Annotated in this window: 21 protein-coding genes and 2 tRNA genes; 14 read left to right on the top strand and 9 right to left on the bottom strand. The window is 70.8% G+C overall.

The features are described 5' to 3' along the window. Positions 1–223: 223 nt before the first annotated feature. From ACFQ7F_RS22660 to ACFQ7F_RS22650, 3 genes are all read left to right on the top strand, one after another. Positions 224–1,909, top strand: a complete 1,686-nt coding sequence (locus ACFQ7F_RS22660) for a GMC family oxidoreductase (RefSeq protein WP_383273142.1) — start codon at positions 224–226, stop codon at positions 1,907–1,909. Positions 1,910–1,994: 85 nt separating this feature from the next. Beyond that, positions 1,995–3,014, top strand: coding sequence for a LacI family DNA-binding transcriptional regulator (locus ACFQ7F_RS22655; protein ID WP_383273140.1), 1,020 nt, complete (start codon positions 1,995–1,997; stop codon positions 3,012–3,014). A 535-nt stretch (positions 3,015–3,549) separates the two neighbouring features. Continuing rightward, entirely contained in the window at positions 3,550–3,792 is a 243-nt protein-coding gene (locus ACFQ7F_RS22650; RefSeq protein ID WP_383273138.1) for a chaplin, read from the top strand. Between the two features lie 98 nt (positions 3,793–3,890). Here ACFQ7F_RS22650 and ACFQ7F_RS22645 read toward each other — a convergent pair whose 3' ends face one another. Next, on the bottom strand, positions 3,891–5,117 hold the full coding sequence (locus ACFQ7F_RS22645) for a glycoside hydrolase family 64 protein (protein ID WP_383273136.1): 1,227 nt from the start codon (positions 5,115–5,117) through the stop codon (positions 3,891–3,893). A 234-nt stretch (positions 5,118–5,351) separates the two neighbouring features. On the opposite strand from ACFQ7F_RS22645, the gene ACFQ7F_RS22640 reads away from it, so the two are divergent. Then, complete coding sequence (locus ACFQ7F_RS22640) at positions 5,352–6,146, top strand: VOC family protein (RefSeq protein WP_383273134.1); 795 nt, start codon at positions 5,352–5,354, stop codon at positions 6,144–6,146. 241 nt (positions 6,147–6,387) lie between these two features. Next, on the top strand, positions 6,388–6,627 hold the full coding sequence (locus tag ACFQ7F_RS22635) for a WhiB family transcriptional regulator (RefSeq protein WP_383273132.1): 240 nt from the start codon (positions 6,388–6,390) through the stop codon (positions 6,625–6,627). A gap of 55 nt (positions 6,628–6,682) precedes the next feature. On the opposite strand, the gene ACFQ7F_RS22630 is transcribed toward ACFQ7F_RS22635, so the two are convergent. Next, on the bottom strand, positions 6,683–9,154 hold the full coding sequence (locus tag ACFQ7F_RS22630) for a hypothetical protein (protein WP_383273130.1): 2,472 nt from the start codon (positions 9,152–9,154) through the stop codon (positions 6,683–6,685). A gap of 131 nt (positions 9,155–9,285) precedes the next feature. Between ACFQ7F_RS22630 and ACFQ7F_RS22625 the strand changes: the two genes are divergently transcribed. The 4 genes from ACFQ7F_RS22625 to ACFQ7F_RS22610 all read left to right on the top strand — a co-directional run bounded on the left by ACFQ7F_RS22625 (position 9,286) and on the right by ACFQ7F_RS22610 (position 11,675). Next, positions 9,286–9,357: transfer RNA gene (locus tag ACFQ7F_RS22625), tRNA-Gly, on the top strand. A gap of 30 nt (positions 9,358–9,387) precedes the next feature. Continuing rightward, positions 9,388–10,785 (top strand): SDR family NAD(P)-dependent oxidoreductase, encoded by a 1,398-nt coding sequence (locus ACFQ7F_RS22620; RefSeq protein ID WP_383273128.1) that lies wholly within the window; start codon positions 9,388–9,390, stop codon positions 10,783–10,785. A 155-nt stretch (positions 10,786–10,940) separates the two neighbouring features. Next, positions 10,941–11,016 (top strand) — tRNA-Trp (locus tag ACFQ7F_RS22615). Between the two features lie 98 nt (positions 11,017–11,114). Then, positions 11,115–11,675, top strand: a complete 561-nt coding sequence (locus tag ACFQ7F_RS22610; RefSeq protein ID WP_383273126.1) for a hypothetical protein — start codon at positions 11,115–11,117, stop codon at positions 11,673–11,675. Between the two features lie 82 nt (positions 11,676–11,757). Here ACFQ7F_RS22610 and ACFQ7F_RS22605 read toward each other — a convergent pair whose 3' ends face one another. The 4 genes from ACFQ7F_RS22605 to ACFQ7F_RS22590 form a co-directional block, all read right to left on the bottom strand. Continuing rightward, positions 11,758–12,729 carry an acyl-ACP desaturase gene (locus tag ACFQ7F_RS22605; protein ID WP_383273124.1) on the bottom strand — a complete coding sequence of 324 codons (972 nt, stop codon included), beginning with the start codon at positions 12,727–12,729 and terminating at the stop codon, positions 11,758–11,760. A gap of 182 nt (positions 12,730–12,911) precedes the next feature. After that, positions 12,912–13,688 carry a dimethylargininase gene (ddaH, locus tag ACFQ7F_RS22600; RefSeq protein WP_383273122.1) on the bottom strand — a complete coding sequence of 259 codons (777 nt, stop codon included), beginning with the start codon at positions 13,686–13,688 and terminating at the stop codon, positions 12,912–12,914. Positions 13,689–13,763: 75 nt separating this feature from the next. Continuing rightward, entirely contained in the window at positions 13,764–16,058 is a 2,295-nt protein-coding gene (locus ACFQ7F_RS22595) for an ATP-binding cassette domain-containing protein (protein ID WP_383273120.1), read from the bottom strand. A gap of 10 nt (positions 16,059–16,068) precedes the next feature. Further along, positions 16,069–17,700: an ABC-F family ATP-binding cassette domain-containing protein gene (locus ACFQ7F_RS22590; RefSeq protein WP_383273118.1), complete on the bottom strand. Its 1,632-nt coding sequence runs from the start codon at positions 17,698–17,700 to the stop codon at positions 16,069–16,071. Between the two features lie 309 nt (positions 17,701–18,009). On the opposite strand from ACFQ7F_RS22590, the gene ACFQ7F_RS22585 reads away from it, so the two are divergent. Together ACFQ7F_RS22585 and ACFQ7F_RS22580 are read left to right on the top strand one after the other, a co-directional pair. Then, positions 18,010–18,690, top strand: a complete 681-nt coding sequence (locus ACFQ7F_RS22585; RefSeq protein ID WP_383273115.1) for a GPP34 family phosphoprotein — start codon at positions 18,010–18,012, stop codon at positions 18,688–18,690. An 89-nt stretch (positions 18,691–18,779) separates the two neighbouring features. Further along, on the top strand, positions 18,780–19,610 hold the full coding sequence (locus ACFQ7F_RS22580) for an isocitrate lyase/phosphoenolpyruvate mutase family protein (RefSeq protein WP_383273154.1): 831 nt from the start codon (positions 18,780–18,782) through the stop codon (positions 19,608–19,610). Positions 19,611–19,638: 28 nt separating this feature from the next. On the opposite strand, the gene ACFQ7F_RS22575 is transcribed toward ACFQ7F_RS22580, so the two are convergent. Then, the gene (locus ACFQ7F_RS22575) at positions 19,639–20,055 is read right to left on the bottom strand and encodes an SsgA family sporulation/cell division regulator (protein ID WP_383273113.1); all 417 of its coding nucleotides are present in this window, start codon (positions 20,053–20,055) and stop codon (positions 19,639–19,641) included. A 171-nt stretch (positions 20,056–20,226) separates the two neighbouring features. Between ACFQ7F_RS22575 and ACFQ7F_RS22570 the strand changes: the two genes are divergently transcribed. After that, positions 20,227–21,351, top strand: a complete 1,125-nt coding sequence (locus ACFQ7F_RS22570; protein ID WP_383273111.1) for a WD40/YVTN/BNR-like repeat-containing protein — start codon at positions 20,227–20,229, stop codon at positions 21,349–21,351. A gap of 49 nt (positions 21,352–21,400) precedes the next feature. Here ACFQ7F_RS22570 and ACFQ7F_RS22565 read toward each other — a convergent pair whose 3' ends face one another. Then, entirely contained in the window at positions 21,401–21,697 is a 297-nt protein-coding gene (locus tag ACFQ7F_RS22565; protein WP_383273109.1) for a YciI family protein, read from the bottom strand. 136 nt (positions 21,698–21,833) lie between these two features. Between ACFQ7F_RS22565 and ACFQ7F_RS22560 the strand changes: the two genes are divergently transcribed. After that, entirely contained in the window at positions 21,834–22,439 is a 606-nt protein-coding gene (locus ACFQ7F_RS22560; RefSeq protein WP_383273107.1) for a hypothetical protein, read from the top strand. After that, entirely contained in the window at positions 22,436–23,158 is a 723-nt protein-coding gene (gene nfi, locus ACFQ7F_RS22555) for a deoxyribonuclease V (protein ID WP_383273105.1), read from the top strand. Before ACFQ7F_RS22560 ends, nfi begins: the two co-directional genes overlap by 4 nt. On the opposite strand, the gene ACFQ7F_RS22550 is transcribed toward nfi, so the two are convergent. After that, positions 23,130–24,350: a saccharopine dehydrogenase family protein gene (locus ACFQ7F_RS22550; protein WP_383273103.1), complete on the bottom strand. Its 1,221-nt coding sequence runs from the start codon at positions 24,348–24,350 to the stop codon at positions 23,130–23,132. The genes nfi and ACFQ7F_RS22550 overlap by 29 nt on opposite strands. Between the last annotated feature and the right edge of the window lie 92 nt (positions 24,351–24,442).

Genomic DNA, 24,442 nt, shown 5'->3' with positions numbered 1-24,442 from the left:
GGACCGTCGGCGAACAGGCCCGCCCGAAGGCGCCGACGGAGCTGTGCTCGGCGTCGGCCCTTCTGGTCGTTATGTGGAGGTCGTGTAGGTGCCGCCGATCCACGGCGCCATCCCTTTACCCAGAGGTACACGTTGGGTGTACTCCTTGTACGCCTCATGCACGCGCCACGCCCGTACGTCCCCTGTGAGCATCCTCCGCGAACTGCCCTTCAAAGGAGTCGAGTTGAGCAAGGACAGCGTGTACGACTACGTCATCGTCGGTGCCGGTTCCGCGGGATGCGTTCTCGCCGCCCGGCTCTCCGAGGACCCCGCGGTACGGGTGGCGCTCGTCGAGTCGGGGCCGCGCGACCGGAAGCCCGAGATTCGTATCCCGGCGGCCTTCCCGAAGCTGTTCAAGACGCCCTACGACTGGAACTACTCCACCGCGAAGCAGCCCGCGCTCGACGGCCGCGAACTGTACTGGCCGCGTGGCCACGTCCTGGGCGGCTCGTCCTCGATGAACGCGATGATGTGGGTGCGGGGCCACCGCGACGACTACGACGCGTGGGGCGAGGCCGCGGGGCCCGAATGGTCCTACGACGCGTTCGAACGCTACTTCCGGCGCGCGGAGCGGTGGTCGGGCGGTGCGGGCACGGCAGGCGTCAAGGCGGGCGGGACAGGCGGGACAGGCGGGGCAGATGACGCGGGCGCGACAGGCGCCGACAGCGGATACGGAACCGGCGGCGGCAGCGGGAGCGGCTACGGAACCGACGGGCCGCTCTGGATCTCCCCGCCCCGCGCCCTCAACCCGACCACCACCGCGTTCCTTGACGCCTGCCGTGAGGCGGGCCTGCGCGAGCTGACCGAACTGAACGAGCCCGACCACAGCGGCTTCGCGCTCACCCCGGTCAACCAGCGCCGCGGTCGCCGCTGGAGCGCGGCCGACGGTTATCTGAAACCGGCAAGGCGCCGCCGCAACCTGCACGTCCTCACCCAAGCGCGGGTCCGCAGGCTGGAGTTCGACGGGACGCGCGTGGCCGGTGTCATCGCCGACGGTGTCCCGGGGAAGCTGATCGCCCGCCGCGAGGTGATCCTCAGCGCGGGCGCCATCGGCTCCCCGCAGCTCCTCCAGGCCTCCGGCGTCGGTGACCCGGACGACCTGTCGAGGGCGGGCATCGAGACACGCGTCGCGTCCCGGGGCGTGGGCCGCCACCTCCAGGACCACCTTTCCTACGTGGTCACCATGCGCTGCCCCGAGCCCATCACGCTGACCGGTGCGGACTCCCTCGCCAACGTCGGCCGCTTCCTGCTCGGCGGGCGCGGCCCGCTCACGTCGAACATCGGCGAAGCCGTCGCCTTCATCAAGACGAGGCCCGAACTGACCGCTCCTGACATCGAGTTGATCTATGCGCCGGTCCCCTTCGTCAATCACGGCCTGACTCCGCCCACCGAACACGGCATCACCATCGGCGTGGTGCTGCTCCAGCCGCAGAGCGAGGGCCAGATCACCCCGAAGGGCCCGGGTGTCGGCTCCGCGCCCTTCATCGATCCCGGCTACCTGACGGCGGAGGCCGACATCCGCACCCTCGTCGCCGGGGTGCGCCGCGCGGAGGAACTTCTCGCGGGCCGCGCCTTCGCCCCGTACACAACGGGGCCGCTGGCCCCGCATCCGGGCACGGTCGACGACGGGACCCTCGCCCGGGCGATCCGCGGGGCGTCCGAGACGCTCTACCACCCGGTCGGCACCTGCCGGATGGGCAGCGACGAGGATTCGGTCACCGATCCGGCGCTGCGGGTGCGGGGGGTGACGGCGCTGCGGGTCGTGGACGCCTCGGTCATGCCGCGGATCACGCGCGGCCACACGCACGCTCCCACGGTGGCGCTCGCGGAGAAGGCGGCCGACCTGATCAGGGAGGACGCGCGGAGGTGACGCGGGCGGGGGTATCTCCGCACCCCGCCCGCCGGTCGTATCCTGACCGGCGCACACCAGCAAGCCGCCCCCGAGGAGCCTTCACGTGACCGAGCCGTCCAGCGCCGCCCCGCGCCCCACCCTGGAGGCCGTGGCCGCACGGGCCGGAGTCTCCCGGGCCACGGTGTCCAGAGTCGTCAACGGCGACACGGGCGTACGCGAGGTGCTCGCCGAGAAGGTCAGGCTGGCGGTCGACGAACTCGGCTACGTGCCGAACCGCGCCGCCCGCAGTCTCGTGACCCGCCGCCACGACGCGGTCGCCGTGGTGATCGCCGAACCGGAGACGCGGGTGTTCGCCGACCCGTTCTTCGCGCTGCAACTGCGGGGCATCAGCAAGGAGCTGACCTCTCGTGACGTGCAACTCGTGCTGCTCCTGACGGAGGGACGGGACGATCACGAGCGGGTCGGCCGCTATCTGGCGGGTGGCCATGTGGACGGCGCCCTCGTCTTCTCCCTGCACCTGGACGATCCGCTGCCCGGCATCATCCAGGGCGCGGGGGTGCCGACGGTGTTCGGCGGTCGTCCGGGATGGCAGGACGGGGCAGTGGCGTCTCCGTACGTCGACTGCGACAACCGGGGCGGGGCGCGGGACGCGGTGCGCCACCTGGTCTCTCTGGGCCGCACCCGCATCGCGCACATCAGCGGGGCGCTCGACCAGACGTCGGCGGTGGACCGTCTCGACGGCTTTCGCGACGTCCTGCCGGAGGCGGGGGAGAGGTTCGTCGCGCAGGGCGACTTCACCCCGGCGGGCGGCGAGCGCGCGATGCGCGAACTCCTCGACCGCGTCCCTGACCTCGACGCGGTCTTCGCCGCCAACGATCTGACGGCGTCGGGCGCGCTTCGGGTGCTCCGCGAGCGGGGGATGCGGGTGCCTGAGGACGTCGCGGTGGTGGGCTTCGACGACATGCTGGCGGTGGCCGAACAGGTGGAGCCGCCGCTGACGACGGTGCGCCAGGACATCGAGGAGATGGGCCGGCTGATGGCCCGGATGCTGCTCGCACGGGGCGAGCTGCCGACGGAGAGCGTGGTCCTGCCGACGAAGCTGGTACGGAGGGGGTCGGCGTAAGGGGGCGGCCCTCTCTTACCGACCCACTGAGTCTTACCGACCCACTGAGCGGGCCGACTCCCGGGCCGGAGCCTCTCGCCGTCCTGCGAGTGTCCGGCCTGCGTCTTCTCGGCGACCGCGAGGTCGGGATGTGCCTCGGTCGGTCCCTGGAACGTGCGGACCCGTCCCTGTCGGGACGGGTCCGGCGCAGGGTATGCCGCCGCCCTGCGAGTGTCTGGCCTCGCGCCTTCCCTGTCGGCGGCGGGGCAGGCCGGGTCCCGCCATGCACGTCCCCGGAACGACCCGCACCTCCCTGGGCGAATCAGGGGCCCTCCGGCGTTCCGCCGTTGCGTGAATGTCTGGCCACGGGTCAGGGGCTCTCGCGGCCCCGCGGGGTGTCCGGGTTCCGCCCCGTTCTCCGGCGCTCCGAGGCTCAAAACCTCCCGGCGTTCCACGAACGGGTGTCCTCGTTCCCCCGCACGGTCCACCCGCGTTTTTGTCGGGCGGTGACCGGGTGAGGCTCGGATCAGTACTTTCCCTCATCGGAGGTAACACCATGCGCAAGCGCGCGATCCTGGCAGCAGCGGCCTTCGCCGCGGTCACCGTCATCGGCGGGGCCGGTTCCGCCATCGCCGACCCCGGCCCCGGCGCCAACGCCGAGGGCACGGCGCAGAACTCGCCCGGCGTCCTCAGCGGCAACCTCCTGCAGGTTCCCGTCGACATCCCCGTCAACGTGTGCGGTGACTCCGTGAACGTCATCGGCCTGCTCAACCCGGCCACGGGCAACAGCTGCAAGTAAGCCCAGCCGAACGGCACACCGCCGCCCCGTCGCGACCAGCGCGCGACGGGGCGGCGTGAGTGTGATGCGGGCCGGGGAATCGGCCCGGGCTACGCCCCCTACGCCCCCACGCTCACCGTGAACCGTCGCGGGTTGCCGTCGTGCGCCGCGCCGGACACATCAGGCTCCCCGTCAGGACGGACGTCGTCGTACGGGAACGCGTATCCGATGGGCGAGTTCGCGTGCACCACGCGGGACCAGTGGTTGGTCACATCGCCCTTGTAGTAGTCCCCGGAACCGGCCCCGTTCGGCTGCTCCGCGTGCGTCAGCATGATGCTGCGGTTGAACCCCGCCGCGAGCCGCGAGAGCAGGCCCTTCTTGTCGTCGTTGTCCCCCGGGTCATTGGTGAAGGGCCCGTGGTTGCAGGTGAAGATGTCCTTCGACGTCGGCTTCGAGAACGTGTGCCCACCGTTGAACGTCAGCGTGTCGCCACTCACCCGTCCGGTGAACACGCCACGGCCGCCCTGGAGGTCGATCTTCAGGTCGGTGCCGCGGTACTTCTCCCACACCTCGTCGATGTAGCTGCTCCACACGTCCCGGAACGGCATCTCATCGGGGCGGTCGAAGAACGGAGCCATGAGGTTCTGCGGCGAGATGACCCGCAGTACGTCATCGCCCTCGCCGCGGATCACCAGGTCGCCCCAGGGCTGCCCGTCCTTCTTCCCCTGGGCGACGAGGTCCGAGGCGATCTTGTCGACGGCTCCGTCCGGCAGTGGAGCCACCTTGTGCGTGTCGTCCCCCTCCAGGGTCAGGCCGATGGGGAGGGCCGTGACGAGGTCGACGTAGCTGATGTTGGAGTACAACTGGTCGTTGTTGAAGGTGAATTCGCAGAACGACCAGGTGCGCCCGTAGTTGGCGTCCTCCTTGGTCGCGAAGGCGGGCTCGACGAGCGAGGGCCCCGGGTTGAGGAAGAAGTCCAGCTTGTCGTCTCGCACGAAGTAGACCCGGGCGCCGTACATGTGAGGAAGCGTCAGGATCTTCGGCGCGGAACCGGCCGCGCCCAGCGGAATCGCGCAGTCGACGGGCAGCGGGGTCTCCGGGGCCGACGGCGAGTCGGGCCGGTAGACGCCGCCGTCCGGCTTCAGCAGGACCCAGCGGTCGGTGCCCTCCTCGTGTCCGGTGACGTAGGCGTTCACCTTGCCCGGCAACGACTTGTTCTGGAGGGCGAGTTCACAGGTCGCGGGGGCTGCCTTGGCGCGGGGGCTGAGGGCACTTCCCCAGACGGGGTAGGTGAGGGCTCCGGCGGCACCGGCGGCAGTGGACAGGAACACTCGACGCGATATCACGGAAGGTCTCCCGGGATGTGTGGGGGGATATGTGGGGGATGTTGTGCGGCCGTGGGGGGTGGTTGGCCGTGTGGGTGCGACCACTGTTGCGTCGGCGAATCCAAGCGTCAAGAGTTGTGGCTGAGAGCGCTCTCAGAATTTTGGTTCTTTCACAAGGTGGCAGCATGCGCGCACTGTCAGTGCCGAGTGCCAGACTTGGAAGGACGGAAGAGAGATGCGACAAAGGAGTCGATCATGCTCAATACCCGTTATGTCGTGGGCGCCCCCACGTGGGTGGACCTCGGCACCCCGGATCTGGAAGGCGCCCACGCCTTCTACCGCGCACTCTTCGGGTGGGAGTTCAGTTCGGGCGGCGCCGAATTCGGTGGATACGGCATGTATCAGGCGGACGGGAAGACCGTGGCCGGCGCCATGACCGTCACCGCCGATCAGGCCCCTCCGGCCTGGACGCTCTACTTCAAGACGCAGGACGCCGACGCGACGGCCAAGGCGGTCGAGCAGGCCGGCGGCAGCACGGTGTACGAGGCCATGGACGTCGGCGACCTCGGCCGCATGGCCGTCTTCAGCGACGCCCAAGGCGTCGGCTTCGCCGTGTGGCAGCCGGGCACGAACAAGGGCCTCGACCTGGTGGACGCGCCGAACAGCATGTGCTGGACCGAGCTCTACACGCCGGACATCGAAGCGGCCCAGGAGTTCTACGGCTCCGTGTTCGGCTGGGGCACCTCCACCCAGGCCTTCGAGGGCGGTTCGTACACGATGGTGCATCCGGCGGGCGGCACTGAGAACGACATGTTCGGTGGCCTGTGGCCGCTGTCCGAGGCCCCGGACGAAGCCGAGGCAGGGGCGTACTGGACTCCGTACTTCCAGGTGAGCGACATCGACGAGGTGCTCGCCGAGGTCGAGCCGTCAGGGGGCACGGTGCGGGTGGCACGCATGGACCTCGCGGGCGTCGGCAGCTTCGCCAAGCTCGCTGACCCGTCCGGGGCGCGGTTTGCGCTGATGCAGCCGGAGGCGCCGAGTACGGGCTGAGACGAGTACGGGCTGAGAGGAGAAGCCGGAAGGCCGACGGCTTGCAGGCCACGGCCTTCCGGGGCCGGCACCGGCGGGCCAGGAGGAGCTGGACACAGTCGCCCCGTGCCGCACATGATCCGCCCGTGAAACGTTTCGCTGTGTTCCCCGCGGGCAACAAGGAGAAGCTTGAAACAGTGCACGTCGCGGCGTTGATCGTTCGTTGATCCGTTGTTTCGCGCCCGCTGCCAGCATCGACCGCATGCAGATCCACACAACGGCCGAGCCGGAACTCGACTGGCAGAAGCAGGCCCTGTGCGCCCAGACGGGATCCGAGTTCTTCTTCCCCGAACCGGGCAGCTCGGTGCGCGAGGCGAAGTACATCTGCCAGCTCTGCGAGATGCGCACGGCGTGCCTCGATTACGCCCTGGCCAACGACGAGCGGTTCGGTGTCTGGGGCGGCCTCTCGGAGAAGGAGCGGCTCAGCCTCAGGCGCGGCTGACCAGGCGTACGCGACCACGCACACCGGACAGGCGTACGTGACCACGCGCACGTGATCAGGCGTACGTGACCGTGAACCTCCTCGTCCCCGCCGGAATGTGCACGTCGTCCCCCGTCACCGTCAGGTCGCGGCCGTCCGCCGTCACCCCCCGCACCGGGCCGAACCGGCACGGATAGACGTACCGCACGCGTTCCGGCGCCCGTGTGATGTCCACGGTGACCTTCCGGCCGCCCGCGTCATGGGTGAGCCGGTAGCCGAAGGGCGCGCCGAACAGGTTCGGGGCGTCGTCGACGGCCACCGACGTGCCGTCCGGCACCCAGTGGGGACGTACGCCCGGAGCGATGTAGAGATGCGGGTCGTGGTCCTCGTCGGCCTCGAAGAAGAGGATGTCGCGGATCAGGAGCAGATACTCGGCCGCCGCCCAGCCGTGCGGGATGTCCCCCATGTACCAGTGTCGGGAGGGGACTTCGCGGTAGTCGGAGGCGATGGGGAAGGCGTGCTGCTCGTTCCACGCGCCTAGCGCCACCGCCCTTTCCTCGGTCCGCGGCAGCGAGGCGCCCACGATCCAGCCGAGCAGCGTGTCCATCCGGGCGGCGTCGCCGGACAGCAGATAGGCGTGCGCCAACTGCGTCGTGAGATAGGGGCCGTAGGCGTTCCAGGCCGCCTCGTGCCGGTAGCCGCCGGTCACGAAGTGCGCGTACATCGTGTCGAGCGTCGAGCGGGCCGCCCGGTCGATGTCCTCGCCCAGCTTGCTGCCCATGTGCAGCCGCAGCGGGTGGAAGAACGCCGCCGTGCCGATCATCGTCGAGTCGAGCCGACCGACGTCACCAGGACCGGTCGGGATGTACGTCTCCCAGGCGCCGCGCCTGCGCTGTTCCTCCAGGACCCAGCGGATCGACGCCGCCGTCGCCCGCTTCAAGTCGTCGAAAGCGCCCCAGAGTTCGGTCACGTCGGGGGAACCGATCCGCTCCGCGAGCCGCGCGGCCTCGTAGAGACCCGCGAGGCCCCACAGGTCGTCCCAGTAGTGCGGCTTGTCGCGCTCGCCGAGGTGCTCGGCGCTCCACCCGCTGTGCAGCAGGCCGTACTGGTCGCGGTTGTCACGCAGCCACCGGGCGCCGTCGATGACGTACGGCGTGTAGAGCTTCGCCCCGAACGCGGTGGAGCGGCCGTGCGTCCGGTCGAAGCGGCCGATGGCCCACAGCGCCTGGCCGTTGCTGTCCCACTCGCGGTCGTCCATCTCGTGCGGGCCGCCGTAGAAGCCGTACTCGGCACACGGCCCGATCCGCCCAGAGCCGCGGTTGAACTTGAGCGGATAGTGCGTGCCCAACTGGCGCTCGGCCAGAGCCGAGTCGCCGACCAGTGAGCACGCGGTGGCCTCGACGGAGGAGTCACGGATCCAGAAGGAGTCGTACACGGTGGGGCCCGGATGGATCTCGCCGTGGTCGGAGAGGATCAGGAGCTGCGAGCGGCACTGACGGAACTGGTCCGCCAAGTGTGCGACAGTTCGGGGCAGTTCGGGCTGAACGCCCTGCGCGATCAGCTTGCCCGTCCAGAAGACGCGGTTGGCCTCCTCCAGAGCGACGGCAGGAGTGGCCCTGATCTCCGCCAGGTCGGTGGCACCGCTGTAGAGGTCGACGGGCAGCCGTACATCGAGCTCGAACAGTTCGTCGTCCACGACCCGGTAGGGCCAGGCGAACGCCGCACTGCACAGTCCCGCGATCTGGTCCTGCGCCTGAAGCGCGCCGTTCAGCTTGCCGCCCATGACGAGATCGTGGAACGGGCTGCGGGTCAGATAGGAGTCCGGGTCGTACGTGAAGTCCGGGTTGCCGTACATCCCGTACTGCTCGGGCGGCGTGTCGAACACCGGCCCCCAGCCGCTGTTGGTCTCCACCCTCCCCTCACCGGGCAGATGGCGCAGGAACGTCAGGCGCCGGTCCGTGATCTGGCGGCCGTTGCGGTCGTGCCGCTGGAAGCCGCTCGGCCCCGCGGGCATGAGGGCCGCGCACAGCCAGCCCTCGCGTGGCTGCCCGGTCGAGCTGCCCACGGTCAGGCGGGTCACGACGAGGTCCCGCTGCCGGGCGCCGATGGCCGTCCCGAAGGTCCGCTGCACGAACTCGGTGCCGTCGGCGGTGCGGAACGTCGTCAGGACCACCGGCAGATGGGGCGCCTCCATACGCTGGCCGACCACCCCGGCGTCCGCGAGCTGCGGCAGACGCACGGCACCGGTCGAAGGCGAGTAGAGGAAGAAGGAGAGGCAGTACTTGTCGTAGACCGGCTCGATCTCACCCGCCTGCCCGATCAGGGACTCCTGGCGGTGGTCCTTGACGCCCACCATGTGCCAGTAGCGGTACAGGGCGTTGGAGGCGAAGGCGGCCTCCTTGGAGTCGTACGTTCCCGAGTCGAAGTCGTCGCTCCAGCGCCGGAAGGCCGCTTGGGCCCACCACGGAACGGGATAGGGCACCTGTGCCCGCCGCGCCCAACCGCGCCACATGACCTCGTAGAACATCCACTCATGGGTCTGTGCCATGGGTTCCACCCCCGCTGCCCACCGTTGCACCGGGGTGGGCGGTCGTAAATCGGTTCGGCACGGCGGCCCTGCCGCGGTTACGCTCCTGGAGCGCGGGCGGACCTGAAGACTCCTGGTCCGCGTGTGTGTGGGGTCCTGTAGAGCAGAGGCAGACTCGCCGCTTTGCCAAGGCGGATACGCCGGTTCGAATCCGGCCGGGACCACGAGCGGACGGCGCGGGCGGGGCAGGACGGATGAGTGAGAGCGGCGGGATCAGCGAGGCGGACCTCGCGGTCTTCCACGACGTGATCGGCAGGCTCCGCGAGCTGCCGGTCGACGATCCGGTACGGCTGCGCGCCGAGCAGGTCGCCGCCTCCTTCGCCCGCGACGGACGGCTGCGCAGACGCAAGGCGCGCGGCGCCGAACTCTCCGCCGCCGACGCGGCGGTGATGGCCGCGACCGCCACCGGCGCCGACGGCCGCCGCGAGGACGCGCCGCTGGTCACCGAGGGTGCCGCCGGGGTCTTCCGACGGCCGAGGCCCTGCTATGTCTGCAAGGTGTCGTATCGACAGGTCGACTCCTTCTACCACCGGCTCTGTCCGGACTGCGCAGCCGACAACCGCTCCCGGCGTGGTCTGAGGACCGACTTGAGCGGGCGTCGCGCGCTGCTCACCGGAGGCCGGGTGAAGATCGGTTTCCAGCTGGCCCTGATGATGCTGCGCGACGGCGCCGAACTCCTGGTCACCAGCCGCTTCCCGCACGACACGGAACGGCGCTTCCGTGCGGTGCCGGGCAGCGAGAAGTGGCTCGACCGGCTCACGGTGCTCGCCGTCGATCTGCGCGACCCGCGCCAAGTCCTCGGCCTGTGCGAGGAGTTGCGGCAGGAGGCGGAGCCGCTCGACATCCTGGTCAACAACGCGGCGCAGACGGTCCGACGGCCACCCGAGTCGTACGCCGCGCTTGCCGCGGGGGAGTCGACGCAACTGCCCGCCGGGGCCCGTGGCGCGCCGGGATTCAAGCCGATGGGGGCGCTGGAGGACTCCACCGCGACGCGGGGTGCGCTCGCCCTGGTCCTGCCCGAGTCCGATTCCCTGCCCGAGTCCGACGCCCTCCGGGCGGCCGACGCCCTCCGCGCTGCCGACGAGGCGGGCCTGTTGCGCGACGCATCGCCGGAGAACTCCTGGTCGGCCCGGCTCGGCGACCTCGACCCCGCCGAGGTCCTCGAGACCCAGCTGGTCAACGCGCTCGCCCCGGCCCTGCTCTGCGACCGGCTTCTGCCGCTGCTCCTCGCCTCGCCCCGTCCCCGTACGTACATCGTCAACGTCACGGCGGTCGAGGGCCGCTTCGCGGTGCGCAACAAGATGCCCGGGCACCCGCACACGAACATGGCCAAGGCCGCCCTGAACATGCTCACCCGCACGAGCGCGGCCGAACTCGCCGAGCGCGGCGTGCACATGTGTGCCGTCGACACCGGCTGGATCACCGACGAGAACCCGGCCCCCAAGAAGGACCGCATCGCCGACGCGGGTTTCCGCACGCCTCTCGACGTGGTGGACGGAGCGGCCCGGATCTACGACCCGATCGTGCGGGGCGAGGCGGGCGCGCCGGTCTCGGGGGTCTTCCTGAAGGATTACCAGGAGGCGCAGTGGTGAACGGCCCCGCTGTCGGCCGACCTGACTGCTGTCCGCAGCGTGCATCGCTCGGCGCGCTGCTGGAAGCGCGGTGGGGGTCCGCGGGCCGGTGGGGGCTGGTCGCGCAGTTCCCCGCGCCCCTTACGGGGCGCGGCCGGATAGGATCCGCTCCAAGGGCGGGGTCGTAGCGCAGAGGCAGTCGCGGCGGTCTCCAAAACCGGAACACGCTGGTTCGAATCCAGCCGCCCCGCCCCCTCGTCAATCCGCGACGCGGTGCGGGGTTCGCCACCGTCGACGGGGTCATTCTCGGCGCGCTGCCCCGCAGCGCCGTGGCCGACGAGGCGCGGCGGATGGCCGAACGGGTCAAGGAGCGTGGCGGGCACTGGAGTTCCGTGCTGCTCGCCGAGTCGTTCCTGCCCTGCGCCGAGGTACGTGAGCGGCTCGTGGCGGCGACCCGGCGGCCCGCCGCCGACGACCGTGCGGAGGCGTGGCCACTGCTCGTCCGCAATGCCGCCCGCTCCGGGGAAGAGGCCCAAGTCACCTCCGTACTCGAAGAGATGACCCGGCTCGCGAACGAGCAGGACCCGGTGCGGGCCGCCGCCCTGTCCGCGCTCGCCGAGACCCGGCCCGCCCTCTTCGGGGCCGACGCCGAACCGTTCCTCGACCGGATCCGCGCGGACGCCGTCGCGGCTCGCTCTGCTGCACGAGGGGCGCCCGGCACTGGCGGTGCGGACCGCCTCGCCGAGGACGGCACGCACGCGTCCGGCCTCTTCGCCGTGGCGGCGGTGGAGGCGCTCGGGGAGCGGACGGACTGGGCGGGCCCATGGCGCGACCTGCTGACGTCCCTGCGGAACCACGGCATCCCGGATGTCAGGGACGCGGCACTGGCTGTTTCTACGTCGTACGTGTGAGTGCGGGGCAATCGGGTGGGTGGGTGGGAGAAATGCGCCGCGAAGCGGCGTTCAGGTCAGGCCCCACCCACCCGCAGGGTGCCTACTTCCCCCGAGCGGCCATCCGCGCCTTGCGAGCAGCAAGCTTCTCGTCGAACTTGGAGGCCTCGGTGTCGAGCCCGTTCATGTACAGGCCGAGCTCCTCCTGAGCCTTGAGACCCTCGGGGCCGAGCCCGCCGATCTCCATGACCTTCAGGTACCGCAGGACGGGCTGGATCACGTCGTCGTGGTGGATGCGCATGTTGTAGATCTCGCCGATCGCCATCTGCGCGGCGGCCCGCTCGAAGCCGGGCATGCCGTGTCCGGGCATCCGGAAGTCGACGACGACGTCACGCACGGACTGCATGGTGAGGTCGGGGGCGAGCTCGAAGGCCGCGCCCAGGAGGTTGCGGTAGAAGACCATGTGCAGGTTCTCGTCGGTGGCGATGCGCGCCAGCATGCGGTCGCAGACCGGGTCGCCCGACTGGTGGCCCGTGTTGCGGTGCGAGACGCGGGTCGCGAGCTCCTGGAAGGCCACGTACGCCACCGAGTGCAGCATCGAGTGCCGGTTGTCGGACTCGAAGCCCTCGGCCATGTGCGCCATGCGGAACTGCTCGAGCTTGTCGGGGTCCACAGCGCGCGAGGCGAGGAGGTAGTCGCGCATCACGATGCCGTGGCGGCCCTCCTCCGCGGTCCAGCGGTGCACCCAGGTGCCCCAGGCGCCGTCGCGGCCGAAGAGCGACGCGATCTCGTGGTGGTAGCTGGGGAGGTTGTCCTCGGTCAGGAGGTTGACGACGAGGGCGATCTTGCCGATGTCGGTCACCTTGGACTGCTCGGGCTCCCAGGCCTGGCCGTCCTCGAAGTAGCCGGGGAAGTTCCGGGCGTCGGAGAACGGCACGTACTCGTGCGGCATCCAGTCCTTCGCCACCTTCATGTGGCGGTTGAGCTCCTTCTCGACCACTTCTTCCAGGGCGAACAGCAACCGGGCGTCGGTCCAGTCTTCCGTGCTGCCGAGATGAGGAGAGGTGATCGTCACGGGGGCTCCAGGGGGACGGGAGTTTTTTTACGGATTACGTGCGTAGGGGTTACGCGGTAGCACGAGCGGGTGCTACCTACCTACGGTGTCGTAGGTTACGTTGCCGTAGGTTAAGCCCTCCGTAAAGTGGCCGAGAAGTCGGGGCCCAGCGGCCTCTCCCGCCCCAGTCGTCCCAGGACTGGTCATGCGTACAGCTCCCGGAGCCGCACTGAGAGGCATGTCACACAGCCTTCGAGCTTCTCGAACTCGCTGATGTCCACTATCACCGGATCGAAACCGAGGCCGTCGAGCAGCTCCGCACTCTTCGGCGCACTCGCCGCAAGCAGCAGTTTCGAGCCACCGAGCAGCACCACGTGAGCCCCCGACTCCTCGGGAACCGGCAGGAAGCGCGGGAAGAGCGAGGGCGTGTCCACGAGCGGCGGGTGGCCGATGACGGTGCCGTCGGGCAGGGCCGTCACCGCCGACTTCAGATGCAGGACCTTGGCCACGGGGACGGTCACGACCCGCGCCCCCAGCGGCTCGAAGACGGCCCGCAGCTGCCGGACACCGTCGGCGTTCGTGCGCCCGCCACGCCCCACGTAGATGGTGTCGTCGACCTTCAGGATGTCGCCGCCGTCCAGCGTGCCCGGCTCCCACACCCAGTTCACGGAGGCGCCGAGCCGGGCCACCGCCTCCTCCACCGCGGCTGTCTCCGCGCGCCGTGACTCGGCGCCGGGTCGGGCGATCAGCGCCACGTTGCGGAAGACGACGACCGCGTCCTCGACGAAGACCGCGTCAGGGCAGTCGTCGGCGGGCTCCACCTCGACCGTCTCCCAGCCGTGCGCCCGCAGTGTCTCGGCGTACGCCACCCACTGGTCGAAGGCGAGACCCGCGTCGACCGGGGTCCGCTCGACATGCGTGACCAGGCCTTCGGCGATGCGCGGTCCTGGCCGGCGGATCAGCGCTTTCCTGCTGGGCACGGGATGTTCTCCGTAGGGGGGAGCGGCGGGGGGCGCCCCGCCCGGCTGCGCGCCGGACCGGGGTGTTGCCGCACATCATGCAGCGTGGGAGGGGTCCAGGCCCAGGCCCCGCCGCAGATGAATGGCGGTGAACGACCCCTCCGCGTCGATCAGCTGCCCCGACGTGCCCTCGAAAACGATCTGGCCGCCGTGCTTGCCGCCGTCGGGGCCGAGGTCGATCACCCAGTCCGCGTGCTTGACGACCTCCAGGTTGTGCTCGACGACGATCACGGTGTTCCCCGCGTCGACGAGCCGGTCGAGGAGGGCGAGAAGGCCGTCCACGTCGGCCATGTGCAACCCGGTCGTCGGCTCGTCCAGGACGTACGTCGTGCCGGTGCGGTGCAGCTGCGTGGCGAGCTTGACGCGCTGGCGCTCGCCGCCCGACAGGGTGCTCAGCGGCTGCCCGAGCGTCAGGTACGTGAGCCCCACATCACGCAGGGCGCGCAGCCGGCGGCGTACCGCCGTGTCGTCGACGGCGGCCAGGAAGTCCAGGGCGCGCTCGGCCGTCATGTCGAGCACGTCGGCGACGGAGCTGCCGCCGACGGTCAGCCGGAGCACCTCCTCCTTGAAGCGGCGCCCCTCGCACGCCTCGCAGGTCGTCGTCACCGGATCCATGAACGCGAGGTCGCTGTGGATGACCCCGCGCCCCTCGCAGCTCTCGCACGCACCGGAGGAGTTGAAGCTGAAGAGCCCCGCCTCCTGGCCGGTCTCCCGCGCGAAGAGCTTGCGCAGCGAATCCATGATCCCGAGGTACGTCGCCGGGGTCGACCGGCCCGAGATGCCGATGCCCGACTGGTCGACGACCACGGCGTCCGGGTGTTCGGCGACGAACGCCCGCGACACCAGCGTGCTCTTGCCCGAGCCTGCGACGCCCGTCACCGCCGTGAGCACCCCCGTCGGCACGCGCACGCTGACGTCCTTGAGGTTGTGCAGGTCGGCGCCTTTGACCCACCGGCCGCCGATGGCCTCGCGCGGGCTCTCCTTGACGCCCGTGGAGCGCCGCAGGTGCCGGCCCGTGAGCGTGTCCGCGCGGCGCAGTTCGTCCGGCGTCCCCTCGAAGACGACCAGACCGCCGCCCGTACCCGCCGCGGGGCCCATGTCGACGACGTGATCGGCGACGGCGATCACATCCGGGTCGTGCTCGACGACCAGGACCGTGTTCCCCTTGTCGCGCAGGCGCAGCAGTAGATCGTTGAGCCGCCCCACGTCGCGCGGGTGCAGGCCGACGCTCGGCTCGTCGAAGATGTACGTCATGCCGGTCAGGCTCGAGCCGAGGTGCCGCACCGTCTTCAGTCGCTGACCCTCGCCGCCGGACAGCGTGGACGTCTCGCGGCCGAGGCTGAGATAGCCGAGCCCGATCGCCTCGATCCGCTCGAGGGCCGCCACGGCCGCCGCCGCGATCGGTCCGGCCACCGGGTCATCGATCGGCTCCAGGGCGGCGATGAGGTCGGTGACCTCCATGCGCGAGCAGTCGGCGATGTTCCTTCCGTCGATACGGGTGGCGAGCGCCGCCGCGTTGAGCCGCGCCCCGTCGCAGACATCGCACCTGCCCTCGACGAGGAAGCGCTGCACCAGGTCGCGGGTCTTCTGGGTGAGCGTCGACAGATCGCGGTTGAGGTAGAGCCGCTCGAAGCGGTCGGCGAGCCCTTCGTAGTCGATGTCCCGCGTCGCGCCGCCGCTGTTGTCGACGTTGACCTTGCCGCCGTGCTTTCCGCCGCGCAGGAGGAACTCCCGCTCCCGCGCGGTGAATTGGCCCACCGGTTTGTGCGTGTCCAGGTCGGGGGTGTTGGTGTAGGTCTGGCCCTGCCAGGTCCCCGCGGTGAACGGCGGGAAGAGGATCGCGCCGTCCGCCAGGGACTTGGCGGGGTCCAGGATGCGGTCGTAGTCGGGCCGTACGGTCTTGCCCAGGCCGTGGCACTCGGGACACATGCCCGACGGGTCGTTGAACGAGTAAGCCGTCGCCGGACCGGCACTCGGTGTGCCGTGCCGTGAGAACAGCACGCGCATCACCGAGTAGATGTCCGTCATCGTGCCCACCGTCGACCGGGAGTGGCCGCCGATCGGCCGCTGGTCCACGACGATCGCGGGCGAGAGCTCCTCGATGGCGTCCACGCGGGGCCGCTCGTACTTCGGCAGCCGGTTGCGGACGAACCACGTGAAGGTCTCGTTCAGCTGGCGCTGCGACTCGACCGCGATCGTGTCGAACACGACCGACGACTTCCCCGACCCCGAGACGCCGGTGAAGACCGTGAGCCGGTCCTTCGGAATGCGCAGGTCCACCTCCTTGAGGTTGTTCTCACGGGCTCCGGTGATCGTGATGTATTGGTGCATACACGCGAAGCTAGCCGGAATACCGGACACCTTCTGTCGTGTTTTCCTTCATTTCGCCGTCGAGGTGCAGCCAGCGTGTGATGCCGATCGACTCCAGGAACGGCACGTCGTGACTGGCCACGATCAGCGCTCCCTCGTACGACTCCAAGGCCGTGGCCAGCTGTTTCACGCTCGCCATGTCGAGGTTGTTCGTCGGCTCGTCGAGCATCAGGAGCTGCGGCGCGGGCTCCGCGAGCAGCAGCGCGGCGAGCGCCGCCCGGAACCGTTCGCCGCCCGACAGGGTCGCCGCCAGCTGATCAGCCCGCGCCCCCTTGAACAGGAAGCGGGCCAGGCGGGCCCTGATCCTGTTGTTGGTGGCGTCGGGCGCGAAGCGCGCCACGTTCTCGGCGACGGAGAGATCCTCGTCGAGAACGTCGAGGCGCTGCGGCAGAAAACGCAGCGGGACGTGCGCGAGCGCCTCTCCTTCCACGGCGTCGAGTTCTCCGGCGATGGTGCGCAGGAGCGTGGTCTTGCCCGCGCCGTTGCGGCCGACCAGCGCGATCCGTTCAGGACCGCGCAGCTCGAACTCGCCCTGGACCCGTGCTCCATAACGCAGGGTCAGCTCGCGCACGGTGAGTACCGTACGGCCCGGAGGGACCGCGGTGAACGGCAGATCGACGCGGATCTCGTCGTCGTCCCGCACCGCGTCGACGGCGTCGTCCAAGCGCTCCTTCGCCTCGCTGAGCTTCTCCTCGTGCATGATGCGGTGCTTGCCCGCCGACACCTGGGCCTGGCGCTTGCGCTCGCTCATGATGACCTTGGGCTCGCGCTTGGTGTCCCACATCTTCTGGCCGTACCGCTTGCGCCGGGCCAACTTGACCTGCGCGTCGGCGAGTTCACGCTTCTGCTTCTTCAGGTCGGACTCGGCGACGCGCACCATGCGCTCCGCCGCCTCCTGCTCGGCGGCCAGTGCCTCCTCGTACGCGGTGAAGTTGCCTCCGTACCACTTGACCTCTCCTTCCCGAAGGTCGGCGATCTGGTCGACCAGATCGAGGAGTTCACGGTCGTGGCTGACCACGACCAGGACGCCGGACCAGGCGTCGACGGCCGCGTACAGCCGCCGACGGGCGTACAGGTCGAGGTTGTTGGTGGGTTCGTCGAGAAGGAGTACGTCGGGACGGCGCAGCAGCAGCGCGGCCAGGCGCAGCAGCACGGACTCACCGCCCGACACCTCCCCGGTGGTGCGGTCGAGGCCGATGTGACCGAGGCCGAGCTGATCGAGGGCCGCGACGGCGCGCTCCTCGACGTCCCAGTCGTCGCCGACCGCCGTGAAGTGCTCATCGGCCACGTCGCCCGACTCAATGGCGTGCAGGGCGGCGCGCGTTGCGGCGATGCCGAGCACCTCGTCGACGCGCAGACCGGTGTCGAGAGTGACGTTCTGCGGCAGGTACCCGATGTCACCCGCGACACGGACCGCGCCCTCGCCCGGCGTGAGCTCACCGGCGATCAGCTTCAACAGGGTTGATTTTCCCGATCCGTTGACACCGATGAGACCGGTCCTGCCAGGACCGAAGGCCGCCTGGAGTCCGTCGAAGACACGGGTGCCGTCCGGCCAGGTGAAGTCGAGCGACGTACACGTGATGGAGGTGGGGACAGTAGACATGTGGTCCTCGCGGTTGCGTGAGATGAAGCGCGGTCAGGGGCAACGCGTTTCGGGACACCGCGAGGTGCGACAGCAGGACGGAAGCAGCGTCGTCAGGAGGCGAGGGCGGGAAAGTGGGCCCTGCGCCGAAGGACGGCTCGAACGCCGAGGTCGCACGCTACGCACACGGCCGAGCCGTGTGACGCGGTGACTCCAGACCTCAGACGAGCAACGTCCTACTCCTATCGGCGACAACAGAACCGATATACACCGTACGGTGCGACCCCACCGCCGTCAACGAATTATCGTGACCGCGAACAAGGAGGCCCCATGCCTTATGGCTCGCTCTCACTGCCGACCCGGATCTTCCTGCTGGCCTGGGACACCGGCCGGCACAAGATCACCGGCGCCCCCGACCTGCACCTCGCGGTGCGGGCCTGCGCGCTCGCGGAGCTGGCCCAGCGCGGACTCGTCTCGGATGTGGACGGCATCGTCACGCCGGTCCTCGGCGCGCGCACCGGCGATGCGGTGCTCGACGGCGTCCTGGAACTCATCGAGGAGTCCCGGCCCCGCAAATGGCGCGGCTGGATCACGCACAAGGCCCGCGACACACGGGACGACGTGCGCGACCAACTGGTGTCCGACGGCTATCTGCGGACCGAGCGCACCCGGGTCTTCGGGATCTTTCCCTCCCGGCGGTACGAACTGGAGCGCGCCGGATACGTCGAGGTCCTGCACGCCGAGGCGCTCGCGGTCCTGCGCGGTCCCGTTCCGGTGTCCGAGGTTCCCGCGGGCGACGCTGCCCTGGTCGTGTGCGCGGCGACGGGCAAGCTGCGCGGCGTCATCTCGGGCAAGGACCGCAGGCAGTACAAGGAGCGGCTCGACGCGCTCACCGAGCGCAGCGGGGCCCCGGCTCCACACCTGCCCGAGCTGATGCGGGGGTTGCGCAAGGCCCTGGCGTCGGCGGTGTCGTCGGCGGAAGACGCGAGGGCCGGCGGCGGGGGCGGCTGAGGGGCCCGCGGCACGTTCGTATACGGACGTACATGGCGGAATTTCGCCAGCTCCCGTTCACGCGGCGCTGGTTGAGTGTCCGTATGACGATGACCGACCTTCGCGATCACGCCCTGAAGTTCCGCGCCCTGCACATCCCGGGACGGCCGCTTGTGCTGCCGAACGCGTGGGACGTGGCCAGTGCCCGCATCGTCGAGGCCGCCGGGGCCGCGGCCGTCGCCACCACGAGCGCCGGTGTCGCGTGGGACCTCGGCGCCGCGGACGGCGACCGGCTCGGCAGGGACCGCGCGCTCGGCGCGGTCGCCCGGATCGCGGCCGCCGTCGGGGTGCCGGTGACCGCCGACATCGAGAGCGGCTACGCGGCGGACCCGGCGGGCGTCGCCCGCACGGTGGCGCAGGTGCTCGCCGCGGGCGCCGTCGGCGTGAACATCGAGGACGCGCTGCACGAGGAGGGCGCGCCGCTGCGCACGGTCGCGGGGCAGGCGGAGCGCATCGCGGCGGCCCGCGCGGCTGCCGACACGGCGGACGTGCCGCTGTTCGTCAACGCGCGCATCGACACGTATCTGCGGGGAGTGGGGGAGGGGGCGGACCGCGTCGACCTGACCCTGGAGCGGGCGGCCGCGTACCTCGCCGCCGGAGCGGACGGGATCTTCGTGCCGGGGGTCGTGGACCCGGGGACGGTGAAGGCACTCGTCGCGGGCGTCGGCGGGCCGCTCAACGTGATGGCGGGGCCCGGTGCGCCCCCGGTCGCGGAGTTCGCCAACCTCGGCGTCGCGCGGATCAGCGTGGGCGCGGGTATGGCGCAGGCAGCGCACGCCGTCGTGCGCGAGGCCGCGCGTGAGCTGCTCGCCGAAGGGACGTACACATCCCTGGCGGGAGGGCTCGACTACGGGGAGCTGAACTCGCTGCTCGCCCGGTGATGCCGCGGACGGCAGCTGGGACGGCGGTTCAGCAGGCGTCCCGCATCAGATCGGCGAGGTCCTGGTCCAGGTCGACGTGCAGATGCTCGTCGCCGGTGGGCACCAGGTCCAGGGAGCGCTGCAGGAAGCGACGCATCTCGCCGGTGCGGATGTGGACGATCGCGGTGCCCTCGGGGGCGTGGAACTCCACGACCGTGCGGTCGAAGCCGTACGGCCGCACGCGGACGTCGCCGTCGCCCACCGCCCGCTCCATGCCCTGGGCGAGCAGCTCGCGGGCGAAGGTCCAGTAGACCTCGACGCCCTCCAGGGTCGCCGGGGCGGGAAAACTCATCCGGACGGCGAACGGATCGCCCCGGTCGTAGTGCAGCGTCGCGGGAATGGTCGACATCCGCGGTGCGGCGGCGACGAGGCGGGCCTCTACGGCTTGCTCGATGCTGGTGGACAACGCCTGCTCCCTCACTGACGGCTGGATGACTCGGTTCGGTACTTGCATAGACGTCGGAATGACGGAATCCGTGCACGCGAACACAGAGTGACCTCGGTCACCGCGTGCTCTTCACCGTCTTCACAGAAATCCCGGAGGGAATCATGTGTTCCGGTGGTAACTTCGCCCGCCATGAGGTCTCTGGGGAAGACGAGAGGGGCGCGGTCCGTGGGACGCGCGATATCGGTGGGACTGTGCGGGGCGGCTCTCGCCGCGACGGCACTGGCCGCTCCAGGGCTCGCGCAGGCGGCCCCCAAGGCCCCGGAGAGCGGTTCGCAGCGGGGCGGCGGCTGGGATCTCAAGGACAGCGGCACCGACGCGCGCTTCCGCGGTCTCGCCGCCGTCGGTCACGACACCGCCTGGGTGGCCGGCACGAAAGGCACCGTGCTGCGCACCTCGGACGGCGGCGGAAGCTGGCGGAACGTCTCACCGCCCGGAGCCGCGGAACTGGAGTTCCGCGACATCGAGGCGTTCGACGGCCGCCGCGCGGTGGTCCTCGCCATCGGCGAGGGCGAGGCTTCGCGGGTCTTTCGCACGTCGGACGGCGGAGCGACCTGGACGGAGTCCTTCCGCAACACCGACCCCAAGGCCTTCTACGACTGCATGACGTTCTTCGACCGCGGCCACGGCCTGGCGATGAGCGACCCGGTGGACGGCAAGTACCGCATCCTGTCCACCGCCGACGGCGGCCGCTCCTGGAAGGTCCTGCCGGACAAGGGCATGCCCGCCGCTCAGGAGGGCGAGTCGGGATTCGCCGCGAGCGGGCAGTGCCTGGTGAGCTCCGGCTCCCGCGACGTGTGGCTGGCCACCGGCGGAGCGGCGCGCGCACGGGTCCTGCACTCAGCAGACAGGGGCCGCACCTGGACGGCCACCGACGCGCCGATCCCTGCGGGTGACCCGGCCCGCGGCGTCTTCGGCCTCGCCTTCCGCGACCGTACGCACGGCATCGCGGTCGGCGGCGACTACCGCGCCGACCAGCCCTCACCGAAGGCCGCGGCCACCACCGGCGACGGCGGCCGCACCTGGACGACGGCCACGCAGCCCCCGCCCGCCTACCGGTCGGGGGTGGCCTGGCTGCCGGGCAGCCGCCGGGGTGCGCTCGCGGTCGGGCCGACCGGCACGGACGTCACGTCGGACGGCGGGCGCAGCTGGCGGACGGTGGACACGGGGTCGTACGACACCGTGGACTGCACGCGGGCCCTGACCTGCTGGGCGTCCGGCGAGAAGGGCCGCGTCGCACGCTGGGAGCGGGACTAGAGCGGCTCAGCTCCTGCCGGTGGGGCCAGACGGGGTCCTGCCGGTGGGGCTAGACCGGGTCCTGCCGGTAGGGGGCGAGTTCCGGGGCCGTCTTCGTGGCGATGAACTCGGTGATGCGGTACTCGCAGACCTCCGCGAGCACGAAGGGGTCGCCCGCCGCGATCTTCTCGATCGCCGCCCGGTCGTCGGCCACGGCGAGGATCACGCCGCCGTCGCGCGGATTCTTGCGCCCCGACGCGATGAAGACGCCCTGCGCGTAGAGCTGGTCGAGCCAGGCGACGTGAGCCTCGAGCTCCTTGTCGACGGCGGCCACGGGCGCGGTGTAGGTCAATTCGAGAACGAACATGATCGCGAGGCTACCGCCGCGGCCCGCCGGGCGTGGCCGCGCTCCGGGGTGTTCGCTCTATCCTGATCGTTCAACCGGTCGCTCCATGGGGCGACTTCGTGGTGCGTGGCCGCCCCATTTCCGCCGGGAGATCGCTTTGCTGTACAGGAAGACCGCTTTGCGCGTCGCCGCGCCCGTGGCCGTGCTCGCCCTCGCGCTGACCGCCTGCGGGGGCGGTGGCGACGGCGACAAGGACTCCGCGGGCACGTCGAAGGGCGGGGTGCGCGGCACCGGCGAGAGCGCCACCGGCGAGGCGAACGAGGGCCTCGTCTCCGTCGTCTACGACGTCACCGCGCAGAAGGTCGAACTGGGCACGGAGGCCGAGACCGCGAAGATGGTGGCGGAACCCAAGTTGGCCAAGGGCCTGATCCCGGCCGTCGCCCACGTGAAGTACACGCACGAATCAGGACCGACCCTCACGCAGAACCCGCGTGCCAGCCAACCCGCCAGGGTCTGGGCGGACGGCAGGCGCGGGACCCTGATCGTCGGCGCCGCCGACCACGCGCCGGGCTGCGAGGCCCCCTCGTCCATCAAGGGCTGGAAGCAGGGCGAGTCCCACGTCCTGTGCGAGACCTACCTGGTCCCCAAGGACGCGAAGGACCTGGAGGTCCACTGGTCCCAGGAGAACGGCGAGCCGTTCATCTGGAAGTTCGCGGCGGCCAAGTCGACGACCAAGGCGACGGCCGAGCCGGCGACCAAATGACGACCTCCCACGCGCCCGCCGACTGGCCCGCCGACGAGACGGCCGCCCGCGCCGTACAGGACGGTCTCCGCGCCCGGGTCGTGCTCGACGAGGAGGGCCCGCGGCCGGGCACCGGGCATGTCACGGGAGTGGACGTCGCCTACGACGACGAGCGCGACATCGTCGCCGCGGCGCTCGTCGTCCTGGACGCCGCGACACTCGACGTCGTCGAGGAGGTGACCGCGGTGGGCCGCGTGGCCTTCCCGTACGTGCCGGGTCTGCTCGCCTTCCGTGAGATCCCCACCGTCCTCGCCGCCCTGGAGAAGCTCGAAGCCGACCCGGGCCTCGTCGTCTGCGACGGCTACGGCATCGCGCATCCCCGCAGGTTCGGCCTCGCGAGCCACCTCGGCGTCCTCACAGGACTGCCCACGATCGGCGTGGCCAAGAACCCCTTCACCTTCACGTACGAGGCCCCGGGCACCCCGCGGGCGAGCGCGGCACCGCTCCTCGACGGAGCGGAGGAGATCGGCCGCGCTCTGCGCACCCGCGAGGACGTCAAGCCGGTCTTCGTCTCCGTCGGCCACCGCGTGAGCCTGGACAACGCCTGTGCCCACACGCTCCGCCTGACGCCGCGCTACCGCCTCCCGGAGACGACCCGCCGCGCGGACGCCCTGTGCCGCGCGGCCCTGCGCGAGGCGACCGCCGACGCGGCTAACGCGACGCCGCCACCCGGAATCTGAGCCCCGCCGCCGTCAGCCGCGCCGTCAGCGCGTCGCCCATCGCCACGGCGGTGGTCAGCTGCCCGGCCACCGGCGGCAAGTCGTCGAGCGCCAGGCACAGGGCCGCCTCGCCGAGCATCTTCGCCGTCTCGTCGTACCCCGGATCACCGCCCGAGACCTCCGTGAACACCCGCTTGCCGCCGCCCTCGCCGACGAAGCGCACGGAGAACCAGCTCTTCGCGCGCCGCTGCTCGCTCGGTCCGTCGCCCGGCTTCATCCGGGACGACAACCACCGCCGTGCGGGCGGCAGTTGCGCCGCTGCCACCAGACCGCTGACGGCCGCCGCGCCCCCCACCGCGAACGGCAGGGACTTCACGGCCGCGTAGTGCCGGTAGCGGAAGTCGGGCCCGTAGCGTTCGAGGGCCCGCGCCGAGCGCTGCACCACCTGCGGGTCGATCGTCGGCAGGGGCAGGGCCCAGGCGCCGACCTCGCCCGCGTAACGGGGCGCGCTCGGCGGCGCGTACGCCTTGCGGCCCGCCAGGCGCGGCTCGTGCCGGCGCCGGTCCCGCGCGGCGGCCAGCATCTGCGGCCCCCGGGAGAGCTGGGTGAGCGTGGACGCGAACGTACCCCCGGAGAACGTCGCGTTGCTGCGCACGAACCCGTCGACGCGCAGCGGCACACCCTCCGGGAGCTGTCGCACCGTGAAGTACGCGCCCAGGTCGTGCGGGACCGAGTCGAAGCCGCAGGAGTGCACGAGCCGTGCGCCGGTCTCCCTGGCGCGGGCGTCGTGCCGCACGTACATGAGGTCGACGAACTCCGGCTCACCGGTGAGGTCCACGTAGTCCGTGCCCGCCTCCGCGCACGCGGCGACGAGCTCCTGGCCGTACGTGAGATAGGGGCCGACGGTCGTGGCCACCACGCGCGCGTGGCCTGCCATTTCCCGCAGGGACGCCGGGTCCGCCACGTCGGCGCGGACGAGCGGGAGTTTCGCGCAGGCCGGGTGGGTCTCGGCGAGCCGCTCCCGCAGACGCTCCAGCTTCCCGGTGTCACGCCCCGCGATCGCCCAGCGCAGCCCGTCGGGCGCGTGCGCGGCAAGGTACTCCGCGGTGAGCACGCCGACGAAACCGGTCGCTCCGAAGAGAACGATGTCGTACGTGCGGTCCGCCGCACGCTCCTTGCCGCTGCTGCTGCCGTTGCCGCTCTGACTGGTCATGGCACCTCTCTGCCGTGCGCCGCGCGCCGATGTCGGGGGCCGAGGCTAGCGTGCGAGGCGGGTGGCGCCACACGGACCGTCCCCCAATTTGT

This window comes from Streptomyces sp. NPDC056486 (assembly GCF_042795295.1).
GTDB lineage: Bacteria > Actinomycetota > Actinomycetes > Streptomycetales > Streptomycetaceae > Streptomyces.
The sequence above is the reverse complement of the archived record's forward strand: the minus strand, read 5'-3'. Positions and strand labels throughout refer to the sequence as shown.

What these genes read in the sequence shown, in the direction of transcription:
- ACFQ7F_RS22650 (WP_383273138.1), top strand. Translation starts at nt 3,550, where the DNA reads ATGCGCAAGCGCGCGATCCTGGCAGCAGCGGCCTTCGCCGCGGTCACC.
- ACFQ7F_RS22640 (WP_383273134.1), top strand. Translation starts at nt 5,352, where the DNA reads ATGCTCAATACCCGTTATGTCGTGGGCGCCCCCACGTGGGTGGACCTC.
- ACFQ7F_RS22635 (WP_383273132.1), top strand. Translation starts at nt 6,388, where the DNA reads ATGCAGATCCACACAACGGCCGAGCCGGAACTCGACTGGCAGAAGCAG.
- ACFQ7F_RS22630 (WP_383273130.1), bottom strand. Translation starts at nt 9,154, where the DNA reads ATGGCACAGACCCATGAGTGGATGTTCTACGAGGTCATGTGGCGCGGT.
- ACFQ7F_RS22620 (WP_383273128.1), top strand. Translation starts at nt 9,388, where the DNA reads ATGAGTGAGAGCGGCGGGATCAGCGAGGCGGACCTCGCGGTCTTCCAC.
- ACFQ7F_RS22610 (WP_383273126.1), top strand. Translation starts at nt 11,115, where the DNA reads ATGGCCGAACGGGTCAAGGAGCGTGGCGGGCACTGGAGTTCCGTGCTG.
- ACFQ7F_RS22595 (WP_383273120.1), bottom strand. Translation starts at nt 16,058, where the DNA reads ATGCACCAATACATCACGATCACCGGAGCCCGTGAGAACAACCTCAAG.
- ACFQ7F_RS22590 (WP_383273118.1), bottom strand. Translation starts at nt 17,700, where the DNA reads ATGTCTACTGTCCCCACCTCCATCACGTGTACGTCGCTCGACTTCACC.
- ACFQ7F_RS22585 (WP_383273115.1), top strand. Translation starts at nt 18,010, where the DNA reads ATGCCTTATGGCTCGCTCTCACTGCCGACCCGGATCTTCCTGCTGGCC.
- ACFQ7F_RS22580 (WP_383273154.1), top strand. Translation starts at nt 18,780, where the DNA reads ATGACCGACCTTCGCGATCACGCCCTGAAGTTCCGCGCCCTGCACATC.
- ACFQ7F_RS22570 (WP_383273111.1), top strand. Translation starts at nt 20,227, where the DNA reads ATGAGGTCTCTGGGGAAGACGAGAGGGGCGCGGTCCGTGGGACGCGCG.
- ACFQ7F_RS22565 (WP_383273109.1), bottom strand. Translation starts at nt 21,697, where the DNA reads ATGTTCGTTCTCGAATTGACCTACACCGCGCCCGTGGCCGCCGTCGAC.
- nfi (WP_383273105.1), top strand. Translation starts at nt 22,436, where the DNA reads ATGACGACCTCCCACGCGCCCGCCGACTGGCCCGCCGACGAGACGGCC.
- ACFQ7F_RS22550 (WP_383273103.1), bottom strand. Translation starts at nt 24,350, where the DNA reads ATGACCAGTCAGAGCGGCAACGGCAGCAGCAGCGGCAAGGAGCGTGCG.